The organism is Campylobacter concisus (genome assembly GCF_002165785.1).
Taxonomy (GTDB): Bacteria; Campylobacterota; Campylobacteria; order Campylobacterales; family Campylobacteraceae; genus Campylobacter_A; species Campylobacter_A concisus_W.
Map to the genome: position 1 here is coordinate 13,379 of NZ_NDYO01000007.1, position 18,066 is coordinate 31,444.

Annotated in this window: 23 protein-coding genes and 1 pseudogene; 10 read left to right on the top strand and 14 right to left on the bottom strand. The window is 33.4% G+C overall.

Annotation, left to right across the window (positions count from 1 at the left end; all coding sequences use genetic code 11):
• Window positions 1–111: 111 nt before the first annotated feature.
• From B9N62_RS06355 to B9N62_RS06365, 3 genes are all read right to left on the bottom strand, one after another.
• Window positions 112–657 carry a hypothetical protein gene (locus B9N62_RS06355; protein WP_087584837.1) on the bottom strand — a complete coding sequence of 182 codons (546 nt, stop codon included), beginning with the start codon at window positions 655–657 and terminating at the stop codon, window positions 112–114.
• Entirely contained in the window at window positions 635–937 is a 303-nt protein-coding gene (locus tag B9N62_RS06360) for a hypothetical protein (RefSeq protein ID WP_087584838.1), read from the bottom strand. The genes B9N62_RS06355 and B9N62_RS06360 overlap by 23 nt, the downstream gene beginning before the upstream one ends.
• A gap of 644 nt (window positions 938–1,581) precedes the next feature.
• Window positions 1,582–2,283, bottom strand: a complete 702-nt coding sequence (locus B9N62_RS06365) for an IS1595-like element ISCamsp1 family transposase (RefSeq protein WP_141083205.1) — start codon at window positions 2,281–2,283, stop codon at window positions 1,582–1,584.
• A gap of 599 nt (window positions 2,284–2,882) precedes the next feature.
• On the opposite strand from B9N62_RS06365, the gene B9N62_RS06370 reads away from it, so the two are divergent.
• From B9N62_RS06370 to B9N62_RS10775, 7 genes are all read left to right on the top strand, one after another.
• Window positions 2,883–4,622, top strand: a complete 1,740-nt coding sequence (locus B9N62_RS06370) for a site-specific recombinase (protein WP_257640201.1) — start codon at window positions 2,883–2,885, stop codon at window positions 4,620–4,622.
• Between the two features lie 75 nt (window positions 4,623–4,697).
• Complete coding sequence (locus B9N62_RS10765; RefSeq protein WP_257640202.1) at window positions 4,698–4,871, top strand: hypothetical protein; 174 nt, start codon at window positions 4,698–4,700, stop codon at window positions 4,869–4,871.
• Between the two features lie 54 nt (window positions 4,872–4,925).
• Window positions 4,926–5,177: a type II toxin-antitoxin system prevent-host-death family antitoxin gene (locus B9N62_RS06375; RefSeq protein ID WP_072595326.1), complete on the top strand. Its 252-nt coding sequence runs from the start codon at window positions 4,926–4,928 to the stop codon at window positions 5,175–5,177.
• Window positions 5,167–5,454, top strand: a complete 288-nt coding sequence (locus B9N62_RS06380; RefSeq protein ID WP_072595325.1) for a type II toxin-antitoxin system RelE family toxin — start codon at window positions 5,167–5,169, stop codon at window positions 5,452–5,454. Before B9N62_RS06375 ends, B9N62_RS06380 begins: the two co-directional genes overlap by 11 nt.
• A 364-nt stretch (window positions 5,455–5,818) precedes the next feature.
• Window positions 5,819–6,148: a plasmid mobilization protein gene (locus B9N62_RS06385; protein ID WP_072595324.1), complete on the top strand. Its 330-nt coding sequence runs from the start codon at window positions 5,819–5,821 to the stop codon at window positions 6,146–6,148.
• A 47-nt stretch (window positions 6,149–6,195) separates the two neighbouring features.
• Window positions 6,196–6,543, top strand: coding sequence for a relaxase/mobilization nuclease domain-containing protein (locus B9N62_RS10770; protein WP_257640203.1), 348 nt, complete (start codon window positions 6,196–6,198; stop codon window positions 6,541–6,543).
• Window positions 6,544–6,779: 236 nt separating this feature from the next.
• Complete coding sequence (locus tag B9N62_RS10775) at window positions 6,780–7,790, top strand: hypothetical protein (protein WP_257640204.1); 1,011 nt, start codon at window positions 6,780–6,782, stop codon at window positions 7,788–7,790.
• A 666-nt stretch (window positions 7,791–8,456) separates the two neighbouring features.
• On the opposite strand, the gene B9N62_RS06395 is transcribed toward B9N62_RS10775, so the two are convergent.
• The 8 genes and pseudogenes from B9N62_RS06395 to B9N62_RS06430 form a co-directional block, all read right to left on the bottom strand.
• Window positions 8,457–8,630 (bottom strand): transposon-encoded TnpW family protein, encoded by a 174-nt coding sequence (locus B9N62_RS06395; RefSeq protein ID WP_009295461.1) that lies wholly within the window; start codon window positions 8,628–8,630, stop codon window positions 8,457–8,459.
• A 62-nt stretch (window positions 8,631–8,692) separates the two neighbouring features.
• The gene (locus tag B9N62_RS11095) at window positions 8,693–8,989 is read right to left on the bottom strand and encodes an ATP-binding protein (protein WP_107698022.1); all 297 of its coding nucleotides are present in this window, start codon (window positions 8,987–8,989) and stop codon (window positions 8,693–8,695) included.
• The gene (locus tag B9N62_RS11100) at window positions 8,990–9,349 is read right to left on the bottom strand and encodes a hypothetical protein (protein ID WP_223228625.1); all 360 of its coding nucleotides are present in this window, start codon (window positions 9,347–9,349) and stop codon (window positions 8,990–8,992) included.
• Window positions 9,303–9,527 carry a hypothetical protein gene (locus B9N62_RS11105; RefSeq protein WP_009295464.1) on the bottom strand — a complete coding sequence of 75 codons (225 nt, stop codon included), beginning with the start codon at window positions 9,525–9,527 and terminating at the stop codon, window positions 9,303–9,305. The genes B9N62_RS11100 and B9N62_RS11105 overlap by 47 nt, the downstream gene beginning before the upstream one ends.
• A 200-nt stretch (window positions 9,528–9,727) precedes the next feature.
• Complete coding sequence (locus B9N62_RS10625) at window positions 9,728–10,072, bottom strand: hypothetical protein (RefSeq protein ID WP_009295465.1); 345 nt, start codon at window positions 10,070–10,072, stop codon at window positions 9,728–9,730.
• A gap of 769 nt (window positions 10,073–10,841) precedes the next feature.
• A pseudogene (locus B9N62_RS06415) lies at window positions 10,842–11,030 on the bottom strand (DUF3847 domain-containing protein); the annotation flags it as partial.
• Window positions 11,031–11,531: 501 nt separating this feature from the next.
• Complete coding sequence (locus B9N62_RS06425; protein WP_009295467.1) at window positions 11,532–11,885, bottom strand: cupin domain-containing protein; 354 nt, start codon at window positions 11,883–11,885, stop codon at window positions 11,532–11,534.
• 77 nt (window positions 11,886–11,962) lie between these two features.
• Window positions 11,963–12,880, bottom strand: a complete 918-nt coding sequence (locus B9N62_RS06430; RefSeq protein WP_009495139.1) for a type II restriction endonuclease — start codon at window positions 12,878–12,880, stop codon at window positions 11,963–11,965.
• A 102-nt stretch (window positions 12,881–12,982) separates the two neighbouring features.
• On the opposite strand from B9N62_RS06430, the gene dcm reads away from it, so the two are divergent.
• On the top strand, window positions 12,983–14,164 hold the full coding sequence (gene dcm, locus B9N62_RS06435) for a DNA (cytosine-5-)-methyltransferase (RefSeq protein WP_009495138.1): 1,182 nt from the start codon (window positions 12,983–12,985) through the stop codon (window positions 14,162–14,164).
• 2 nt (window positions 14,165–14,166) lie between these two features.
• Here the strand turns inward: dcm and B9N62_RS11110 are convergent, their stop codons facing one another.
• From B9N62_RS11110 to B9N62_RS11120, 3 genes are read right to left on the bottom strand one after another with little or no spacing between them, the layout of a single operon-like run.
• Complete coding sequence (locus B9N62_RS11110; protein WP_429800342.1) at window positions 14,167–14,481, bottom strand: hypothetical protein; 315 nt, start codon at window positions 14,479–14,481, stop codon at window positions 14,167–14,169.
• Window positions 14,423–14,818, bottom strand: a complete 396-nt coding sequence (locus B9N62_RS11115) for a DUF4368 domain-containing protein (protein ID WP_429800343.1) — start codon at window positions 14,816–14,818, stop codon at window positions 14,423–14,425. Before B9N62_RS11115 ends, B9N62_RS11110 begins: the two co-directional genes overlap by 59 nt.
• Window positions 14,819–14,824: 6 nt before the next feature.
• Window positions 14,825–16,009 (bottom strand): recombinase family protein, encoded by a 1,185-nt coding sequence (locus B9N62_RS11120; RefSeq protein ID WP_021092745.1) that lies wholly within the window; start codon window positions 16,007–16,009, stop codon window positions 14,825–14,827.
• 74 nt (window positions 16,010–16,083) lie between these two features.
• Between B9N62_RS11120 and B9N62_RS06445 the strand changes: the two genes are divergently transcribed.
• Both B9N62_RS06445 and B9N62_RS06450 read left to right on the top strand, forming a co-directional pair.
• Entirely contained in the window at window positions 16,084–17,085 is a 1,002-nt protein-coding gene (locus B9N62_RS06445; RefSeq protein ID WP_257640205.1) for a Cj0814 family flagellar-dependent secreted protein, read from the top strand.
• 110 nt (window positions 17,086–17,195) lie between these two features.
• Entirely contained in the window at window positions 17,196–18,032 is an 837-nt protein-coding gene (locus B9N62_RS06450) for a polyribonucleotide nucleotidyltransferase (protein WP_087584840.1), read from the top strand.
• Window positions 18,033–18,066 lie beyond the last annotated feature (34 nt).

Sequence of the window (18,066 nt, forward strand, 5' to 3'; positions counted from 1 at the left end):
TAAAGCTTCTTATATCTCGCATTGTAGCCCTCGGCAGAGCAAGATTATACAAGGTATGAAAACGAAGTGTCATACATTGTATGTGTCTTGCCTATTAGAAAAATTTGCTTACTACTGAACATTACCGTCACCATTTTTGTTTAGCCATTTAGTAAAATCTTCACTAGCTTTTTGACCATCTTGGTTGTAGATATGGATAATAAAGCCTTGAAGATTAGATATGTTATAAAGTGCCTTATCTAGCTTGCTTTGTAGTGCAGATTTGGCTTCATTTGTCTTATGGCTATCATAAAACAAGTAGCCAAAAAAGAAGATCACTTCTATAAATACAAAGGCAATTAATATAGATATTATATTCTTCATCAAAGAGCTAAAAGATGAGTTGATCTTCGATATAGTTTTATCTGCACTCTTTAGAGTATTTTGAAAGTTGTTTTGGACCTCTTTTGCTGCACTTATAAGTTCGGTACTTCCTTGCTTTATTAGCTCTATTTTTTCTTTAAAATCTCCATTAAAACTATCCGCAGTTTTATTAAAAAGCTCAATATTATTTCTAATATTTTCACTAACCTTATTGCCCATTTCAACATGTTCTTGTAGTGCAATTACGGCATTTGCCGCAACTGCTGTATCACTACTCTTGATTGTTAGCGCCATTGCTTAGCTCCTCACTTTCTTTCTTGTCTTCTTTGGGCTCTGGAATATGACATGCATCAGAGGGTTGATTTGCATTTTTTGCATCATACTCTTTCCTCCATTTGGAAAATTCCTTGTTTGATAGCTTTACGCTATAACGATTTTCGATTACTAATCTGCACTCTTTGATCGTAGCTTGTTGTGGAAACAAGGCTTCAAAGCATGCTTGTTTAATCTCTTCTTTTGTTTTATTTTTTCTAATAGCCTTTAAATCATTTAAAATTATTTTTTTATTTGGCATTTTTTCTCCTTTTTGCCATTTAAAAAATCAAGAGACAGTAATAGCCATCTCACCAAATGGACATACCTATAGTGTGCCCAATAAACTCAATATGGTTGGTACTAATGAAGTTTTTTATTTAAGTATTTTAAAAGTAGAGAACGATTACAATAAGAGTGTCACCAACTTAATGTGGGGGTTCTCTTTTAATTACTTAAATAGAACCTCTGCTTTTAACTAATTTTAATCATCTTAATCTCCTTTGGTTAAAAATATTTTATTTTTAAAAATTGTGAGCATTATAATCTTTTTTTATAGTCGAGTCAATGAATTTGATAGTAAGTAGAATAAAAAAATGATTTTATGTTTTAAAAAGCACGATATATCAAGGGGTTTTTACTTATAATTGATTGTATAGCATAAAAATACTTATAAATTACTTAATGCTCGTATTTATACGAGGAATCGAAACAAATATCTTAAAATTACAGACCAAAAGTGACTTTTTTTTGAGTATAAAAATAAAAATATTATTAATAACACATACATTTTTAAATTACCAAATAAAAAATTATTACATAATCATCAATTGCGCACCAAATACTCTCCAAGCAAATTCTCAAATTTTACCTTTAGATATTTTGGATCTTTTATTTTTATAAGGCTCAAGATAAGTTAAGCGGATTCTCTCTTATCAATTTCAACAGTTTCTGATATAAGTTTTCCTGTGTAGTTTTAGTATTATATCTAAATTCACACTCCTTTAGATGAAGTAAAAAATTCTCTTTCTTGATGCCTTTAAATTTAGCTAGTCTATGTTTAGCGTATCCCCAGAAATTTTCTATGCCATTTATATGGTTTTTACCATTAGCAAATTCATTCTTAGAATGCTTTACTCTATAATGAGCTAAAGCTGCATAATCTACTAATCCATCATAAGCTTTCCAACAATCAGAGTATATAGTAGAGCTATCAAGCTCGCTATATCGCGATAGTATTGGTATTAGTTCACTAGCAGAGCAGTTCTTAACTATTTGGGTATAGACTTTGCCATCTCTTTTAAGCATACCGAACACCGGAGTTTTATTTGCTGCTCCTCTACCTCTCTTACCTCTTACTCTTTTAGCTCCGAAGTAGCTTTCGTCAATCTCTATCTCACCTGAAAACTTACTTATTTTTTCACACTCACTAGCCATTAAAATTCTGATGTTTTTTAGAATTTTGTTGATGGAAATTCTAGAAATCCCGGTTAAATTTGCTATTTTAGTAGCCTCTATATCCTCTGCAAAATACTTGAGAATTTCTCTAAATTTCTTCTGCGAAATTCGGGAACGGACTATATACTTATTTTTCATCGGCAGGATCATAGTTAAAACTCCTTTGAAAGTTTTTAACTTATCTTGAGCCTTTAATAAATGTGAGCCGGTATTTGACCACGCGCAGGATCTCGTGATGCTTATGCAGCCTATCTCTATTTTGTGTTTTATTGCTAGGAAATATGAATAAATCATAATCATCAAAAATATTTTTTAGCCCATATTCAATAGCTATAAACGCCATTTTTACTACACATCTATACTCATTTTATTTAAGTTATGGTAAAAATTTAACCCAGTAGAGTGACAGATTATATCATAGTAGATGATTCGTTAAAAAATTTTACTTGTTTTTTAAAATTTTACAAAAAACGTGTTAAAATTACTGCAAGCTTAAAAATTTGCTACATAAAATTTTGTTTTGCTACAAACATTAAGCTATATTTAATGAAAGGTAACTGCAATATAATATTGTAGAAACATCGTAGTTTAGGTATTTATGGTGTCACGGGGGAGACTTGAACTCCCGACCTCCGGCTTATGAGGATTTTTTATATGAGCTCCTAAAAGCCTGAAATACGCACTTTAGACGATTTTTTGCTTAGTGATTACATAAAACTGTTCCATTTTTGACCGGTTGGCTATTAAATATGGGACAACACTTAAGGGAGCGAAACGGTATATATTACTACCGAGTGACGCTTGCTCCAAGCATCAGAAAATTTTTTAACGAAAAGCGAGAAATTTGCTTCTCCACCTCCACTAATCTCTTGGAAAAAGCCAGAAAAAGGGCTAAAATTCTAGACAACAATCTTTACTTGATAAAAAGGGCGGTTCACATGAATCTTAGTGATAGCATAATCCAGTCTTTTGTAAATTCGTTTATGAAAGTAAAGCTTAGCAAGAGTATCAAAGAGCACTCTCTTCTTAATAAGAAGATGGATGTAGAATTTCTAAATGCGCTCAATGACTACTTTAAACAAAGTTTGATAGATGGCAGTCTGCCTCAAATTTTAATTAAGGATATAAGTAATATCACTAACACTGCTGGCGCTCTTGGTAGCAAGGATAAAGAGAACATAGGGCAAACTCTTTTAGAGAAAAACATACTAACACTTAACTATCTTGTATCAAAGCTTGAGAAGAGCAGTGTGCTCTTTGATGACAAGCGTGAGTACTGTTTCCTTGAAGATGGCTCTAATGATACTAAAGCCACTCCTAGTTCGTTTGATGCTAAGGATATAGATTCTTTTCAAGAAAATATAAAAGAGCTTGAAGATAGTGGTTGTTTGCCCATTACTGATGGGCAGCTTAAGGCTATGGCTCAGAGGATTAGCGAAACGGTTTATGCCATACTAGATCAAAAGTATGGCTCAACTTCAAATTTAAAGCTAGTAAGAACAAAGAATGACCATAGAAGCATGGAAGATATCATAATGGATCCAAATCCACCAAAAAATATCAAGATAAAATTAGATGACGATAGTAGCTTTAGTATTTTTAATCCTAGCGCCAAAATAACCAAAGAGTATGAGATCAGGCAAGTACTGCAAGCAACATCTGGCTCTAGCAATCAATTCTCAGCTTTAAATTTAGAAGATCAAAAGAGCTTAAAGGATGCATTCGAGATATTTGAGACAAACACTAAAAGAGCTGACAAGTGGTCGCCAGATACGCAAAGATTAGTTACTGGCGTAAAAAAGCTCTTATTTTTATACTTTAACGAAGATACGCCAGTTTATAGGATCACGAGAGATAACTTGCTTGAATTTAGAGATCTTCTTTATAAAATTCCAACTAAGCTAGCTCAAAAGAGTAGGTATAAAGATAAAAGTTTATCTCAGATACTTAAGCTAGGAGAAAAGGACGATAAACTCTCTGAGCCTACTATCCAAAAATATATGATAAGGGTTATTCAGTTTTTTAACTACTGCTTTGATAGTGGTTATATAGGTAAAAGCATAACTGCAAAAATGAACGTCAAGATAGACATAGACCCTAGCGAAAGGGCAGTGCTTCCATACGAAGTATCAGAAGCTAGGAAGATCTTTGAGATAGTAACTAGTATCAAACAAAGTGGTAAATCTCCAAGCTCAAGGATAGAGGCTAATGAGCTCTACTACGTCACAATGATAGCTGCTTATAGTGGCATGAGGATAAAAGAGATCACACAACTTCATAAAGAAGATATAGTCTTAAAAGATGGAATTTACTGCTTTAACATAAACACAAATGATGGTAAAACTACCAAGACCAAAAACAGCATTAGGTTTGTGCCTATCCATAGTAAGCTCATAGATCTAGGCCTGCTAGAATATGTTAATAGCAAGAAAAGCGGAAATATATTTAAGGTAAGCAATAAGGACTTCTCTGAAATTTTTAGAAGCTAGATCCAAAGAAAGTTTATAGACAAAGACTCTAAAAAGACATTCTACTCTTTTAGACACTACTTTATAGACTATCTAGTGCAGCGCGAGGTAGAAGCTAACCTTATAGCTCAGATAGTAGGGCATGAGAAGCAGTATAAAATTTTGCTAAACACTTATGCCAAGCCTATTAACGCTAACACGCTAAAGGCTAAAGTAGAGATGGTGTCGTATGAAAATGAATATGGGCAAATTTCAAAGCATGAGTTTTAAGACTATCTTTATATCTTATTTAGTATTATTTTAGGTATTAAATAAAGGATAAAAATGCAAACCATACAAGCAAATTTCACAGCTAGCATAAGCGAGCTAAAAAAGTCTCCAGCTCAAATTTTAAAACAAGCTGGAGATAATGTCGTAGCTATACTAAACCACAATGTCCCTAGTGCATATCTAGTACCCAGCTCTGTCTATGAAAAAATGGCAGAGATAATAGAAGAGTATCATCTAAGTAAAGCAGTAGACGCTGCTCTAGTAAGTGGTGAAAAGCCAGTAAAAGTAAGCTTAGATGAGATATGAGTTAGAGTTCTTACCAAGTGCTTTAAAAGAGTGGCAAAAGCTTGATAACAGTATAAAAGTGCAGTTTAAAAAGAAGCTAAGTGAGCGTCTAGAAAACCCAAAGGTTGCTAAAGATAAGCTACGAGGCTATGAAGATGTTTATAAGATCAAGCTAAGAGATGCCGGCTACCGCTTGGCGTATCAAGTAAAAGATGACGAGATCATAGTATTGGTGCTAGTTGTTGGCAAAAGAGAGAACAACGAAGTGTATGAGATGCTAAAGGATAAATTTAACTAAGCATAAAGCTAGACTTTAGTCTTCTGTGATTTGCTAGTAACTAATTTTATGTTATTAGCTTGTCCTATCTAAAGTGCTATTTTATGATGAGCATAACCCCATACATTTTTATTATTTTATTTTCTTAATTTCATACCAGACTAAATTTCTAAGAGAAATTTAAAAGCTACAAAAATTATATTATATATTTCATAGTATTTTTAAAAAACACGCATTTTAGCGGCCTGAAGCCTACCGAATTCCTTGTTTTAGGTTGTGAAATTTTATAAAATAACCTTAAAAGATATTTAAAGAGCAAGTCTGCCAAAAATTTTATGACATAGGATTTTTGAGTGGCTTCTTCTTGGATTAGGAGTAAATTTACGTGAGTTCTGAAAAGATAAAAAAACGCAAGGTAACCAAAGTCATAACTAAAAGACTTAGGCTAAGTAATGCAGAATGGTTGGTAATTAATGATAAATTACAAGAAAGTGGCCTAACTTTCTCAAAATTTGCCCTAAGAGCTATGTTGTCTAAGCAGATTTATGCACCAATTATGAGAGAGCTTTTAGCTGAACTATCTAGACATGGACAAAACATGAACCAAATAGCTGCCAAATTAAATAGTGGGCAAAGCCTAGATAGAGTTGGTATTGAGATCATAGCGGACGATAATGATGTCTTACATAAAGTGTATGAAGCATTGGGTAAATAATATGTTGCTTGATTTACTTTGCATCAATACAAATAAAGGCACTAGTGATGCTAGTTAAATTTCTTCGTACTTATACTGGTGGTGGCCTTGGGAGCATAAATTATCTTTTAAATGAGAGAAAAGCTGCTGGAACAGCAAGAGTTATAAAAGGTGATGAAAATTTAACTAGAGCTATTATAAAAGGCATCACCTATAAACAAAAGACTTGTTTTGGTGTTTTATCATTTGAAGAGAAGTATGACTTTTTGACTGAAGAGCAAAAACTAAAAATCATTAAGGATTTTGAACGTGCTCTTTTGGGTGAATATATGCTTGAACGTACAAATGTATTATGGGTAGAGCATTCTGATAAGGATGGACGGCTTGAGTTAAATTTCCTTATCCCTAAAAGATAGATCTTGAAACAGACAGGTCATTTAATCCTTATTTTGCTAAATATGATCAAACTAGAATAGATCTAATTAAAAAGATCATTAACGATGAGTATGGACTATCAAGTCCAGATGATCCAGCAAAAGAGCAAACTATATTATCTAGTAAGAAAAACGTCAATCATTATAAAAATTTAGAAGAGCTAGATCAAAAGTTGCACGATCTAGTTAAACAAGGATATATTAAAAATAGAGATCACATGATCGAACTTCTTGGTCAACAAGGTATTGAAGTAGCTAGATCTACCAGTAAAAGTATAACAATAATACTTCCTAATCAAAAAACAAAAAATCGTCTTAAAGGAGGAATATACGATGCAACTTTCACAAGCGCTCAAAGACTTGGAGAACTCAGCCAAAGCTCAAGCAGAAGAATTAGAGAATTCCATGATAGAAATACACAAACAGAGTGTAGAGAAAATAGGCGAAAACTTGAGGAGCTTATTGCTAAAAGAGATAGATTTAATCAAAAAAGATATGTCGAAAGAACTTCAAAAAACAATATCCTTGCATCACAAGGACAGATCGGTGATAATCTCGCTATCAGTGGCTATCTCAGTAATTTTGGGAATAGCAATTGGCTGGGTAGTGCACGCAATGATATTGAAGGAAGAAGTAGCTTGGACGATACCAAAACAATGGAGATACAGCCAACCTGCTACGGACAAGACCCAGAGGGAGTATTACATATCGATTCCAAAAGACAAAGAGATAATAGAGAACGAGAGCAGGAAATTTATATTAATGAAAATGGAGTAGAGGATGACAGCATTAGAGAAAGCATTGCTAGAAGAGAACGAGCGCTTGACGAAGACGATCGAAGACGAAAGGAGCAAGCACGAATTAGAAACAATGAATTTGCAACAAGACTGCGAGAAGAAGCTCGCGATATTACAGACAAATGTGACAGAGCTAACAAAGAAAGTCAAGAGCTTGAGCAAAGATTGCAACGACGCCTTAACGGAATCTCTGCAGCAACAAAGAGATATGTACGAGAGTTCAATATCTTGCTTGGAAGAAAAATTAGAAAATTTAGAAGAAAAATTCCAAAATTTGAGAGAAGAATACGAGAGCTTACAGATAGAGCACAAGAGGCTACAAGAATATGTAGAGAATTTATAGAGGAGCGTGAATACACCCAAAAAGCCAGCATGTATCACCATGTGAGTGATGTATGCAAGGAAAAGACTCAAAGCTTAGATATGTTTTAAACGTAGAGACTCTATTAAGTTTATTGCATAATCATCTCATTTATTACTTCCAAACATTATTTGTTACGTTGCCATTTTAAAAATATATTAAAATATATTTTGCAGACTACAAAAATAATTTAGTCTAATTATTTTTATTTTTATGGCTGCCTTTAATCAACTTAAGCTTTTATTAAAAAAAGCCTATCTTGCATGGCCACTTTAATAAAGAAAATATTTTTTAAGCGTGGGTCAAGGGAGCGGCAAGCTATCCTTGCGAGCCTCTATGGAGATGCAAATGGTAACATTTTGTAGCTACATAGAGTATGCTCGCCCTAATATCTGAATTGAATTTTGGCGCATACTGGAATTAAATCAGTCCCACCAAAGAATGACTTAGTAAAAGTAAATTTTTGTAATTTTTGTGATTGGCATATTTGTCACTTGTTTATTTTGACTGATAAATTTGGATAGTCAATTATTTTATGGTTACTTTAATTAAAACTTAAAAAGCAAGAAGCTAGGAGGCAAACCACGAATGATATTAGCATCTTAAGCACCAATATAAATTCATACACTAAGCAACAGCACAAACAAGGCAGGTCTGCAAATTTTAGTGATATTTTTAACCAAAAGACCAAAGAAAAGATTAGCGAGCCAAACCTGTAACAACTTGTCAAGGACTTTCTAATCATTTTTATCATTTTTTTGATGTTTTTCACTCTCAATTTCTCTAAGCATTATGCGTTTCAATTTGTCTTGCATTGTTTCAGTAGTATTTTTATTAAAATGTACAACAACTTCATAGGTAGTTTTTCCAATCTTCTTTATTGTTTTTGTTTCTGTATTATTTTTTTGCATATCATCATTCCTTTTCTTGCAATTAAAAAGCGATTAGAATTTTTTTACTTTTCCAATCGCTCTCATTCATCTATTAAGTTTTGTGCTTTCTTCAGCTTTTCTTTGCTCTGTATTTTTCTTCTATCAAGTCCCGTTATCCTAAGAGGTAAACACATCTCGATTATCCTTGAATAAATCCTGCCAAGCATTATATCTTCCTGTTCTTTTTCTATATCTTTGAAATTAAGGTTAGTAGTTATAATGGTTGGTCTTGCCTTTAGGTATCTTGCATTGATTACATTGTAAATTTGCTCTAAGGCATATTCTGTATTTCTCTCTATTCCAAAATCATCAAGAATTAGTAGGGTAGGGCTTGTTATCTATTCGATATATTCGTTTCTATCAAGATTAAAGCCACCTTTTTGTAAGTCGTTTAATATCTGTGCAAAGTTCCTCATTTTTACTGTATGGCTATATTCTGTAATTATAGCGTTGGCAATAGCACAAGCTACATAGGTCTTGCTACTTCCTACATTTCCGTAAAGTAACAGTCCAACATTATCTTTTCTCATTTCTTCAAAATGTTTTACATAGTTCTTTGCTTTTTTGATGATTTCCTTATCTGTATCTTCATCGGCATTTTTAAAGGTGTAGGCTATTTGATTTTTGGATATAAAGCAGCTTTGTCTCAACCTATCTTGTTTTAACAGTTTTTTCTTGTTCAGCTCTATCTCTATCACATTTACAAGCCGTTCTGATAATCATAGGCTTATCCAACATCGGAATTACCTTACCGTCTATTCTTTCATTACAAATCTTGCAATAGATATGTCCGTCTTCTTCATAGTGAGTATCTTTGTTGTAGATAAAATCTGTCCCTTGAATTTTTGTAGTAATCATATTTTCTTTATCATTCATAATTTTAGTCTCCTTTTCTACATCAGGCTCTATAATGCGTTTTAAGGCTTATTTTTATCTTAACCATAGTCTGACACCTCTTTTATGATTAAACCCTTAAAAACACCTTTTATAGGCTGTCGCTGTCTTCATAGTTGGTTGAATAGGTTCTATGGCTTTTATTTTGATTATTTTTCTGTGATAGCTTTTCTTTATCCTGTTCATACCAATTCATACCAATTAAGGATTGTTACATAGTGGTCTTTGTAGTCTGTGCCTTTACTTTTGATATATCTTAATAGCTTTTCAGTCATTGTATCTGTATGACCTTTCAGCCTATCTTTTAGATTTTGGTATTTTTCATCGGTTAAATGAATATTTTGATACTCTCCATAAAGGGACACTGGGGCAACCTGTTCTATTCTCCTCTTATCTAATCTACCCTTAACTATACTATGCGGACAAACGGTTGACACTTGGTTGTCATTTGGTATACCAAGATTTTCAACCTTGATATATGCTCCATTTTCCGTTTGCGTTATACTTTGCTTTTCTTCAAGATACATCGTTTCTTTTCGTCTGTCATTTCTGATGTAGTTATTTATCTTCCAATAGGTAATGACTATAACCCCTCTTTAAAAGACAATTACAAAACCTTTTGTAATTAGAATTTTTAAGTCATCATCATTTGCCCTCATAGATAGATGAAAATACAGGCATTGGCTACTTAATGGCATATCCAAAAATAAGTCGCTATCCACTATCTTTATTGAAAACATCCTTTTATCTGCCATTTTTCTCTCCTATCTTTTGTTATGAAAATGTAGCAACAAATCGTTACTCCTTTTATCTTTTAAGGAAGTCGTGTTTCACTACCCCCTTTGATTAGTACTGTCTTTGATTTAGGTACACTCCCATTTTGGGAATGTGGCATTTGTCATCTTCTTATTTTTCTTTTGTTGTTTTAGATGTCGGTCTTAAAAATACTTTTGCTTTTCTATAAACTGAATGAGCGTTTTGAAACGGTACAATAGAAAAAGCCGACTATACTTTTAACTTTTGTTGTTTCAGTATGTCGGCTTAATGTAAGCTATCTGTTTCAAATTTTTATTGTCAAGGGTGAGCGATAGTGAATGCGCTTTACCCTTGATGATAAAAAAGCGAATGAATTATATTCAGTTGTCTTTTGCCTTTAATACGGAAAAATGCTTCGGCTTTTTTCTTTGCTCCCCGCAAGGGTAAAAGCACCGCAGGTCGCAAGGACACCTAAAGGGTGTATAATTGCGCCCTTAGAAAATCTAAGGGAATTACAATTATACTATGTCCTTGCGTTTCTTAGTCTTTTTGAAATGCTCTTTGCAAAATAGCCTTTATTTCTTCATTACTTTTCTCGCTTGCTCCCTCAATTAAACTTTCTAAGATTGCTCCTCGCTCTATCAATCTATGGTTTCGCTTTTTTCTTTCTTCAAGGCTCGTTTGCTTTCTGATTTTCTTTTCCTGATTTTTAAGCTGAGATAGTTTCTTTTCATATTTTTTTTCTTCTTACTTGCTTTCAATCTTTTCTTTTACTTTTTCTAATTCTGTTTTTATTGTCCATAAATTTCATCTCCTTTCAAGTTTTTTTCATAAGAAAAGACGATAGATGTTTTACTTTCTATCGTCTTGAATCTGTATTATTCAGCTCGACAAACTGAAATTTGACTTACTTCTTGTATTTCTCAACGATTATGCCTGCTACAATACCTACAATAAATCCCGCCGTAGTAACAGCCGAAAACTTAAACTTACCCCAAAGAGAAGGAAGCGCAGAAATCGCAAGTGCATACCAAAACAGATTACTACTGAGCAACCAACCATATAAATAACTATGCTCACCAGTTGGAATATTAGTAAATAGCCAACCAATCAAGTTGCTCTCACCAATATATCACCAGATATACAGCTATGTATCCCAATGTTATATAAACATTTTTCTTTCTCAAGTATAATCACAATCCTTTGTCAAACGGGAATTTTATTCTCCTGTCACTCGTTTATAGGATCATAGTCGGAAGGGACAGGTGCTACTATACTTACAAAGATGATATCCTCATCTCCAGTATTTTTTGCTCCGTGGCAGGAGTCTTTCTTCGATACTATGACATGGCCTTTCTTGAATGGAACCTCTTCATTAGGCTGGGGGTAGAATATTCCCTCTCCCTGAAGGACGATCCATATATCGTCGGAATTGTGGTGATAGTGCTTTTGCAATGTCTGACCGGGTTTGATAACCCAGACCGATCCGCCTGTAGATTCTGTCTGATAAAACGGTGTTCTGACAGCCTTTTCCGGATCCTCTTTTTTTACAAGGTCCATGCAATAGATTCTCTGTTCGCTCATGATTATTTGCTCCTTTGTATTCCATAGTTTAATCTAAAAAATGCGATTTAATGATATACCGACAAATTCTAATTTGTCTACTTCTTTATGTTTTTTAATCGCTCATCATAATATTCTTCTACAAATTTATGATTTTGGTGTTTTTCAATTTGCTTAGTGATAAGCTCTATCATTTGCTCATTTTGTTCTACTGTGTAGTTGAAATTTTTCCAATGAGAAACATTGTCTAAACATATTTCAACCAACTTTTCAAAGGTTAATACCCTTTCATTATCGGAATAATATGTTTCTTTTATATTTTTTGTTGTTGTAACTTGTATATTAGCCTCATATAGAGTGTTCAATACATCAGAGCTAATAGAAGTATCAAGAGTTGCTAAAAACATTTCTCTTGCACCTGTTCTTCCCATTTCTTCAGGTACTTCTTGCCATCTTTCTCTTAATGTGGTTTTTGCACTAATTAAGACAGTATTTCTCTTATTTACAATGTATTCTAAAACACCCGGAGAAACTAAATCTACCAATTTACCAAGACCTTTATTGACAAACTCTTGTTTACCTATATTACCTTGACTGTCAAGTGGAATCCCTGCACCAATCAAAATGAGTTCTATAATACTTTCAAATTCTTTACCTGCTCTACTCCTCCTACTTTGAGTATTTGACAAAGTCAAAGCATATATATGTTCCGGAAATTCTTCCACAAACCAAGTAATTGCCTCTATTGGTGTAAGAGTTTTGATATACTCATCATCAACTAACTCTTTTAGCATTTTTGAAGTAAAGTCTTTTTCTAATGGCTGAAATTCACTCCAACAGCTATTTCTAAGTTTTTCAACAACTTCACTTGCATTACTTAAAAAGAATTCTTTAGGGACTTTGTCGTATCCTAATGTAATAAAATTATCATAAACTAAGTCATAAGGCTGTTTAAAGCCTTCTTTCCTTTTTTCTTTAACTAAGTTTTTATATTCATCAAGAGAAATATTTGCCATAACTCTTTTCCTTTCTTGAAAAATTTTCTTCTATATGGTACAATAGTGTCAAATAGAGGACAGTTAGTCCTTGAAATAACATATATAAAAAGGAGAATATATATGAATATTATACCACAAATCATAGATAATTCCCCTGCTATTTTAATAAAAAATAAGCGTATCAGATTACAAATGACTCAAAAAGAATTAGCTGATGCTGTTGGTATGTCCAAATTCGGAGATAGGACAATTCGCAGATGGGAAAATGGAGAAAGTCAGCCATCGTCCATTGAGCTGAAACATATTTTATCATTTCCTGAAAAAGTACCTTTCCCTAATAATGAAAATGCCCCCTATAAAATCATTGATTTATTTGCCGGAATTGGTGGTACAAGGCTTGGATTTTACCAAACAGGTAAAACAAATGTCGTATTCAGTAGTGAAATTGATAAATTTGCAGTAAAAACATATAAGGCAAATTTTGGTGAAACTCCTTTTGGAGATATTACAAAAATATCTGAAAAAGATATTCCTAATCATGATATTATTGTCGGTGGTTTTCCTTGTCAAGCATTTAGTCAAGCCGGTAAAAAGCTTGGTTTTGAAGATACTCGTGGAACATTATTTTTTGAAATTGCAAGAATTATTAAAGAGAAACGACCTAAGGCATTTCTTCTTGAAAATGTCAAAAACCTAAAATCTCACGATAAAGGTCGTACCTATAAAACAATAGAAAAAACATTAAAGGATTTAAACTACGATGTTCATTCTATTATACTTAAAGCAAAAGACTTCGGTGTTCCACAAAATAGAGAGCGTATTTACATTGTTGGATTTGATAAGGATAAAATAGATAACTATAAAGATTTTTCTTTTCCAATTCCTCCCTGCCCAGATGTTTCTGTGGGAAATATTTTAGAGCAAAATGTTGATACTAAATACACCATTTCAAATGCACTTTGGCAAGGTCATCAACGACGAAAGAAAGAACATAAAATAAAGGGAAATGGATTTGGTTACACATTGTTCAATGAAAACAGTCCTTATACAAATACATTATCTGCAAGATATTATAAAGACGGGAGTGAAATACTTATTGAGCAAAAAGGAAAAAATCCACGAAAACTAACACCTCGTGAAGCTGCAAGACTTCAAGGCTTCCCCGAAAACTATATCATTCCTGTAAGTGATACTCAAAGTTACAAACAGTTTGGTAATTCTGTTGCCGTTACTGTTATCCATGCAATTGCAAATAACATAATTGATATACTTGATACCTGTACTAAAAAAGAGATTGACTAACTTCAATCTCTTTTTTCTAACTTATTAACTTGTATACCTGCCCTTTTCAGAACCTTTAATTTTTCTTGTTTTCTCTGTTCTCTCCTTGCCTTATACCTTTCCTCATATTCCTGTTGTTTTCCATTTACTTTACGCTTTAAGTAGTTTTGATGAAGTCTATCTTTTCTTTCCTTGATTTTTCTCTTTTCTTCCTCAATTTTTAATCTTTCTTCTTCTTCAGTCAATTCTTCTTTTGGTGGCTCATAGTTACCGATAAAATTAAAATATATCTCTATTTTTTTGCTTTGATGTTTGACTACCTTTTCTATTCCTTTCATGAACAATAATCTTTTCTACAAACTCATTTATCATTGTAGTTGTAAGTTCATCAAAATTTTCATATCGGCTTATTAGAGATATAAACTTTTTCGCCTTATCTGTTTCTTTTTCATATCTTGATATTGCAAACTCTAAGTCTTTAATTTCTTTGCTTAAAGCTATTTGCTCTGTTTCATATTGACTGTTAAGTATCTCATATCTATTACTTGGTATTTTTTCAAGTATCATATCTTCGTAAATACGGCACATCAATCGTTCAAGTTCCTGAAGCCTGTTTTTACTTTCCATTAATCTTATTTTTTTCTTTTCTATCTCTACTTTTTCCTTTTCTTCCATTTCATTTTAAATGGAACGGATAAAGGCTTCGTGATCTTCATCAAGATATTTTTTAATGTCTTTTAAGGTTTCCTGTATAAGGTTTAAGACTGCTTCCGCTTTTATCCTGTGAGTAGATGGACAAAGCGTTCCACAGGGTACTTTCGTGTAAGCACTGCAAGTGTAGTAGGGAATATTTTTGTAATTACTTGTTCTATGAACATACATTTTACTGCCACAATCTGCATAATACATAAGCCCAGTTAAAGGGTGATATTCTCCCCAACCATCGGGATACCTTTTTACATTTCCTCTTATCCTTTGCACATTATCAAAGGTTTCTTGGTCTATAATTGCCTCGTGGGTATTTTCAAATATCAGCCAGTTTTCTTCAGATACATATTTGCTTTTCTTATCCTTGAAATGCTTTCTTGTTTTGAAGTTTACAGTATGACCTAAATATTCCTGTTTCTTTAAGATACTTACAATTGTAGAACTGCACCAACGATAAGGATGTTCAAACACTTTGCTTTGATGTAGTCCATATCCTAATTTTTGCTGATGGTAAGCAGGTATATCTACTTTTTCACTTTCCAATATCTTTGCTATTCGATACGGACCATTGCCTTGCATGGTCAGATTGAATATTCTCCTTACTATCTCCGCTGCTTTTTCATCTACAATCCACTTATCTTTGTCTTTTTCATCTTTGATATATCCATAAGGTGGAGAGCTTGCCGTATGCTTTCCGCTTTCCCCCTTTGACCTGAATGTAGATTGTATTTTTCTTGAAGTATCTCTTGTATACCATTCATTCATAATATTTCTAAAAGGGGTAAAATCATCTTCTCTATAAAAGCTATCTACATTATCATTGATAGCAATGAGCCTAACTCCCTTTTGTCTTAAGATTTCCATACATTGACCGACTTTAAGATAGTCTCTGCCAAGTCTACTCATATCTTTTACGATTATACAACCTATTATATTACCTTGATTAACTCCGTTCATCATTGCCATAAAGCCCGGTCTATCAAACTGTGTTCCGCTTATTCCATCATCTGTAAAATGTATGATGTTGCTTAAATTATTTTTACCTGCATATTCTTCAAGGATTTTCTTTTGATTTACAATAGAATTGCTTTCTCCTTGAAGTTCATCATCACGACTTAATCTCTCATAGAGTGCTGTTATCTTTTCATAATTCCTCATTTTTACCCCCTTTCTCTTAGTTTCTTAAATAAAAAAGAATTAAGAAGTACATATTTCACTAATATAGTGATTAAGTGTTCTCCTTAATTCTATTACTCCAAGAGCCAGCTAAATTTACTTATACTACTTCTTCACAAAATAGTCTCAGCTCTTTAAATTTTAATGACCTTCAAGCTTATGGCTACACAGTAGATAAAGCTGGCTTTATGGGAGCTGATTTTAACAAAGCAGCAGGTTTGCCAAAGGACTTTAAAATCCATAAAAGCACGCTTGATGAACTTAATAGATTTGCCGAGCGCAACCATGTGCTAAATCGCATCAAGAGCAAGGACGAGCAGATAAAGATCTTTGATAATATTGATATGGCTGACACCATAAAGCACTACTACAGACTATTTGACCAAATGACCTCTGCCTTAGGTGATGATAAAAAGAGCTACACCCTTGCAGATATAGGCAAACTACCAAAAGGCTACAGCACAAAAGGCACTAGCTACGATGCCAAAGGACACCTACTAAAAGATCTATCAAACTCTACTATCTCAAACATCTACTCTAGCACTGATGAGCTAAATAGCGCTAAGTCTATAAGTAAAGAGCTTTCAAGTGCAGGCGTTAGGCTCATAGTAAAAGAGGTTGATTTTACGATGAGCGAAGCAGGTGATGAGTTTAGCTTTAACCCTGATATGTCGGTATATCAAGCAGATGAAGGTTACAGTAAAGAGGCTCTTTTTATGGGATTTTTGCGCAGCTCTAGACCGCTACCAAGTGATAGTGCAAAGACTAAGCTAAGTAGCGCTGCCTTAAATGATATCTCAAGCACTGGAGAGCATAAAGAGTACTTTGTGGATTTTGAAAAAGTGGGTAAAGATAGTGAGAGCATAAAAGCGCTCATAAAAGAAAGACTTAAAGAGCTAACTCTTTTAATGTATGCAAGATCAAAGAACACTAGCGCAGAAAGTGTTACCTCAAACGAATATGAGAAATTTAAGCCAACTAGCGAGGATATAAATTCTCTAGCAAATTCTTGGAGTGGGAGGATAAGCGCTATCAGCAATACTTTTGTGTCGAGATAAGCCATATATAAACTAAATTATTTAAAAGACGATTTACCAACTAAGAAAATTTCACTCAAATAAATTTTGAAAAATCGTTGAGTAGTTTAAAATTTACTAAGGATAGTAAAATGCAAATTTCTAGCTCACCATATCCTTATCTGTCTAGAGAACACATAGCTAGTGAGATGGGGTTTAAATTTAACGATATTAACGAGATACTTAGTAACGACATGGGATATGGTATGAGCTTTCCTAAATACGCAAGGCTTGATAGAAAAGCTCAAGCTGCGGCTTACGATAGACACATATATCCACTATCTGGCTTTACAAAAGGCGATGAAGCAAAAGTCACTATCATAGGAAAGCTTAGAGGCTATGATCCTGATTTTACAAGCGAGCAGCTATCAGATCTTAAAAATTTCATAAATGAAAGCAAGGGTTTGTTTGTAGAGTATATACAAGGTCAGCAAGCAAAACCAGACAGTGATAAGCCAAAAATTTTAAGAGATATCCCATACACTGTAAATGAATTTTTAAATGAATATAGTGGCGATCGACAACTGCTATTTATGCAAAACTCAAGGACTGTTGATCTGCTTGATAGCGATATGAGCGTTGATGAGTTTAAAGAGGAGTGGGCTAAATATGCATTAAAAGAGCGGTTTAACATAACTTTATCTGGCGAAGATGCCAAAAATGCTGTCAATATACTAAAAGAGATGAATGAAAAAGGTCTTCAGGATATAGAGAGCGTTGAAGAAGAAAAAGACGACACCAAAGAGAAAAAATTTACTCCCATCCAAGCTGAAAGCAAAAACACTGAAACTTATGACATTACTAAGGATGAGAAATTCTCATATTTACTTAAGCTTCAAGAACTTGAGAGAGAACGAGGTATCGATGTGCTTCGTATCATGCAAAAACTTGAAGAAAATGGTAAAAAGGTTGTCGATAAAAAGGTTTAAATTTATCTTTGTATTTAGCGCAAGCCGCCACTAA

What these genes read in the sequence shown, in the direction of transcription:
- B9N62_RS10770 (WP_257640203.1), top strand. Translation starts at nt 6,196, where the DNA reads ATGCTAGTTAAATTTCTTCGTACTTATACTGGTGGTGGCCTTGGGAGC.
- B9N62_RS11115 (WP_429800343.1), bottom strand. Translation starts at nt 14,818, where the DNA reads ATGGAAGAAAAGGAAAAAGTAGAGATAGAAAAGAAAAAAATAAGATTA.
- B9N62_RS06360 (WP_087584838.1), bottom strand. Translation starts at nt 937, where the DNA reads ATGCCAAATAAAAAAATAATTTTAAATGATTTAAAGGCTATTAGAAAA.
- B9N62_RS10775 (WP_257640204.1), top strand. Translation starts at nt 6,780, where the DNA reads ATGATCGAACTTCTTGGTCAACAAGGTATTGAAGTAGCTAGATCTACC.
- B9N62_RS06375 (WP_072595326.1), top strand. Translation starts at nt 4,926, where the DNA reads ATGCAAACCATACAAGCAAATTTCACAGCTAGCATAAGCGAGCTAAAA.
- B9N62_RS11110 (WP_429800342.1), bottom strand. Translation starts at nt 14,481, where the DNA reads ATGAAAGGAATAGAAAAGGTAGTCAAACATCAAAGCAAAAAAATAGAG.
- dcm (WP_009495138.1), top strand. Translation starts at nt 12,983, where the DNA reads ATGAATATTATACCACAAATCATAGATAATTCCCCTGCTATTTTAATA.
- B9N62_RS06425 (WP_009295467.1), bottom strand. Translation starts at nt 11,885, where the DNA reads ATGAGCGAACAGAGAATCTATTGCATGGACCTTGTAAAAAAAGAGGAT.
- B9N62_RS06365 (WP_141083205.1), bottom strand. Translation starts at nt 2,283, where the DNA reads ATGATCCTGCCGATGAAAAATAAGTATATAGTCCGTTCCCGAATTTCG.
- B9N62_RS06395 (WP_009295461.1), bottom strand. Translation starts at nt 8,630, where the DNA reads ATGCAAAAAAATAATACAGAAACAAAAACAATAAAGAAGATTGGAAAA.
- B9N62_RS10625 (WP_009295465.1), bottom strand. Translation starts at nt 10,072, where the DNA reads ATGTATCTTGAAGAAAAGCAAAGTATAACGCAAACGGAAAATGGAGCA.
- B9N62_RS06430 (WP_009495139.1), bottom strand. Translation starts at nt 12,880, where the DNA reads ATGGCAAATATTTCTCTTGATGAATATAAAAACTTAGTTAAAGAAAAA.
- B9N62_RS06450 (WP_087584840.1), top strand. Translation starts at nt 17,196, where the DNA reads ATGCAAATTTCTAGCTCACCATATCCTTATCTGTCTAGAGAACACATA.
- B9N62_RS06380 (WP_072595325.1), top strand. Translation starts at nt 5,167, where the DNA reads ATGAGATATGAGTTAGAGTTCTTACCAAGTGCTTTAAAAGAGTGGCAA.
- B9N62_RS06370 (WP_257640201.1), top strand. Translation starts at nt 2,883, where the DNA reads ATGGGACAACACTTAAGGGAGCGAAACGGTATATATTACTACCGAGTG.
- B9N62_RS06355 (WP_087584837.1), bottom strand. Translation starts at nt 657, where the DNA reads ATGGCGCTAACAATCAAGAGTAGTGATACAGCAGTTGCGGCAAATGCC.
- B9N62_RS11105 (WP_009295464.1), bottom strand. Translation starts at nt 9,527, where the DNA reads ATGAATGATAAAGAAAATATGATTACTACAAAAATTCAAGGGACAGAT.
- B9N62_RS11120 (WP_021092745.1), bottom strand. Translation starts at nt 16,009, where the DNA reads ATGAGGAATTATGAAAAGATAACAGCACTCTATGAGAGATTAAGTCGT.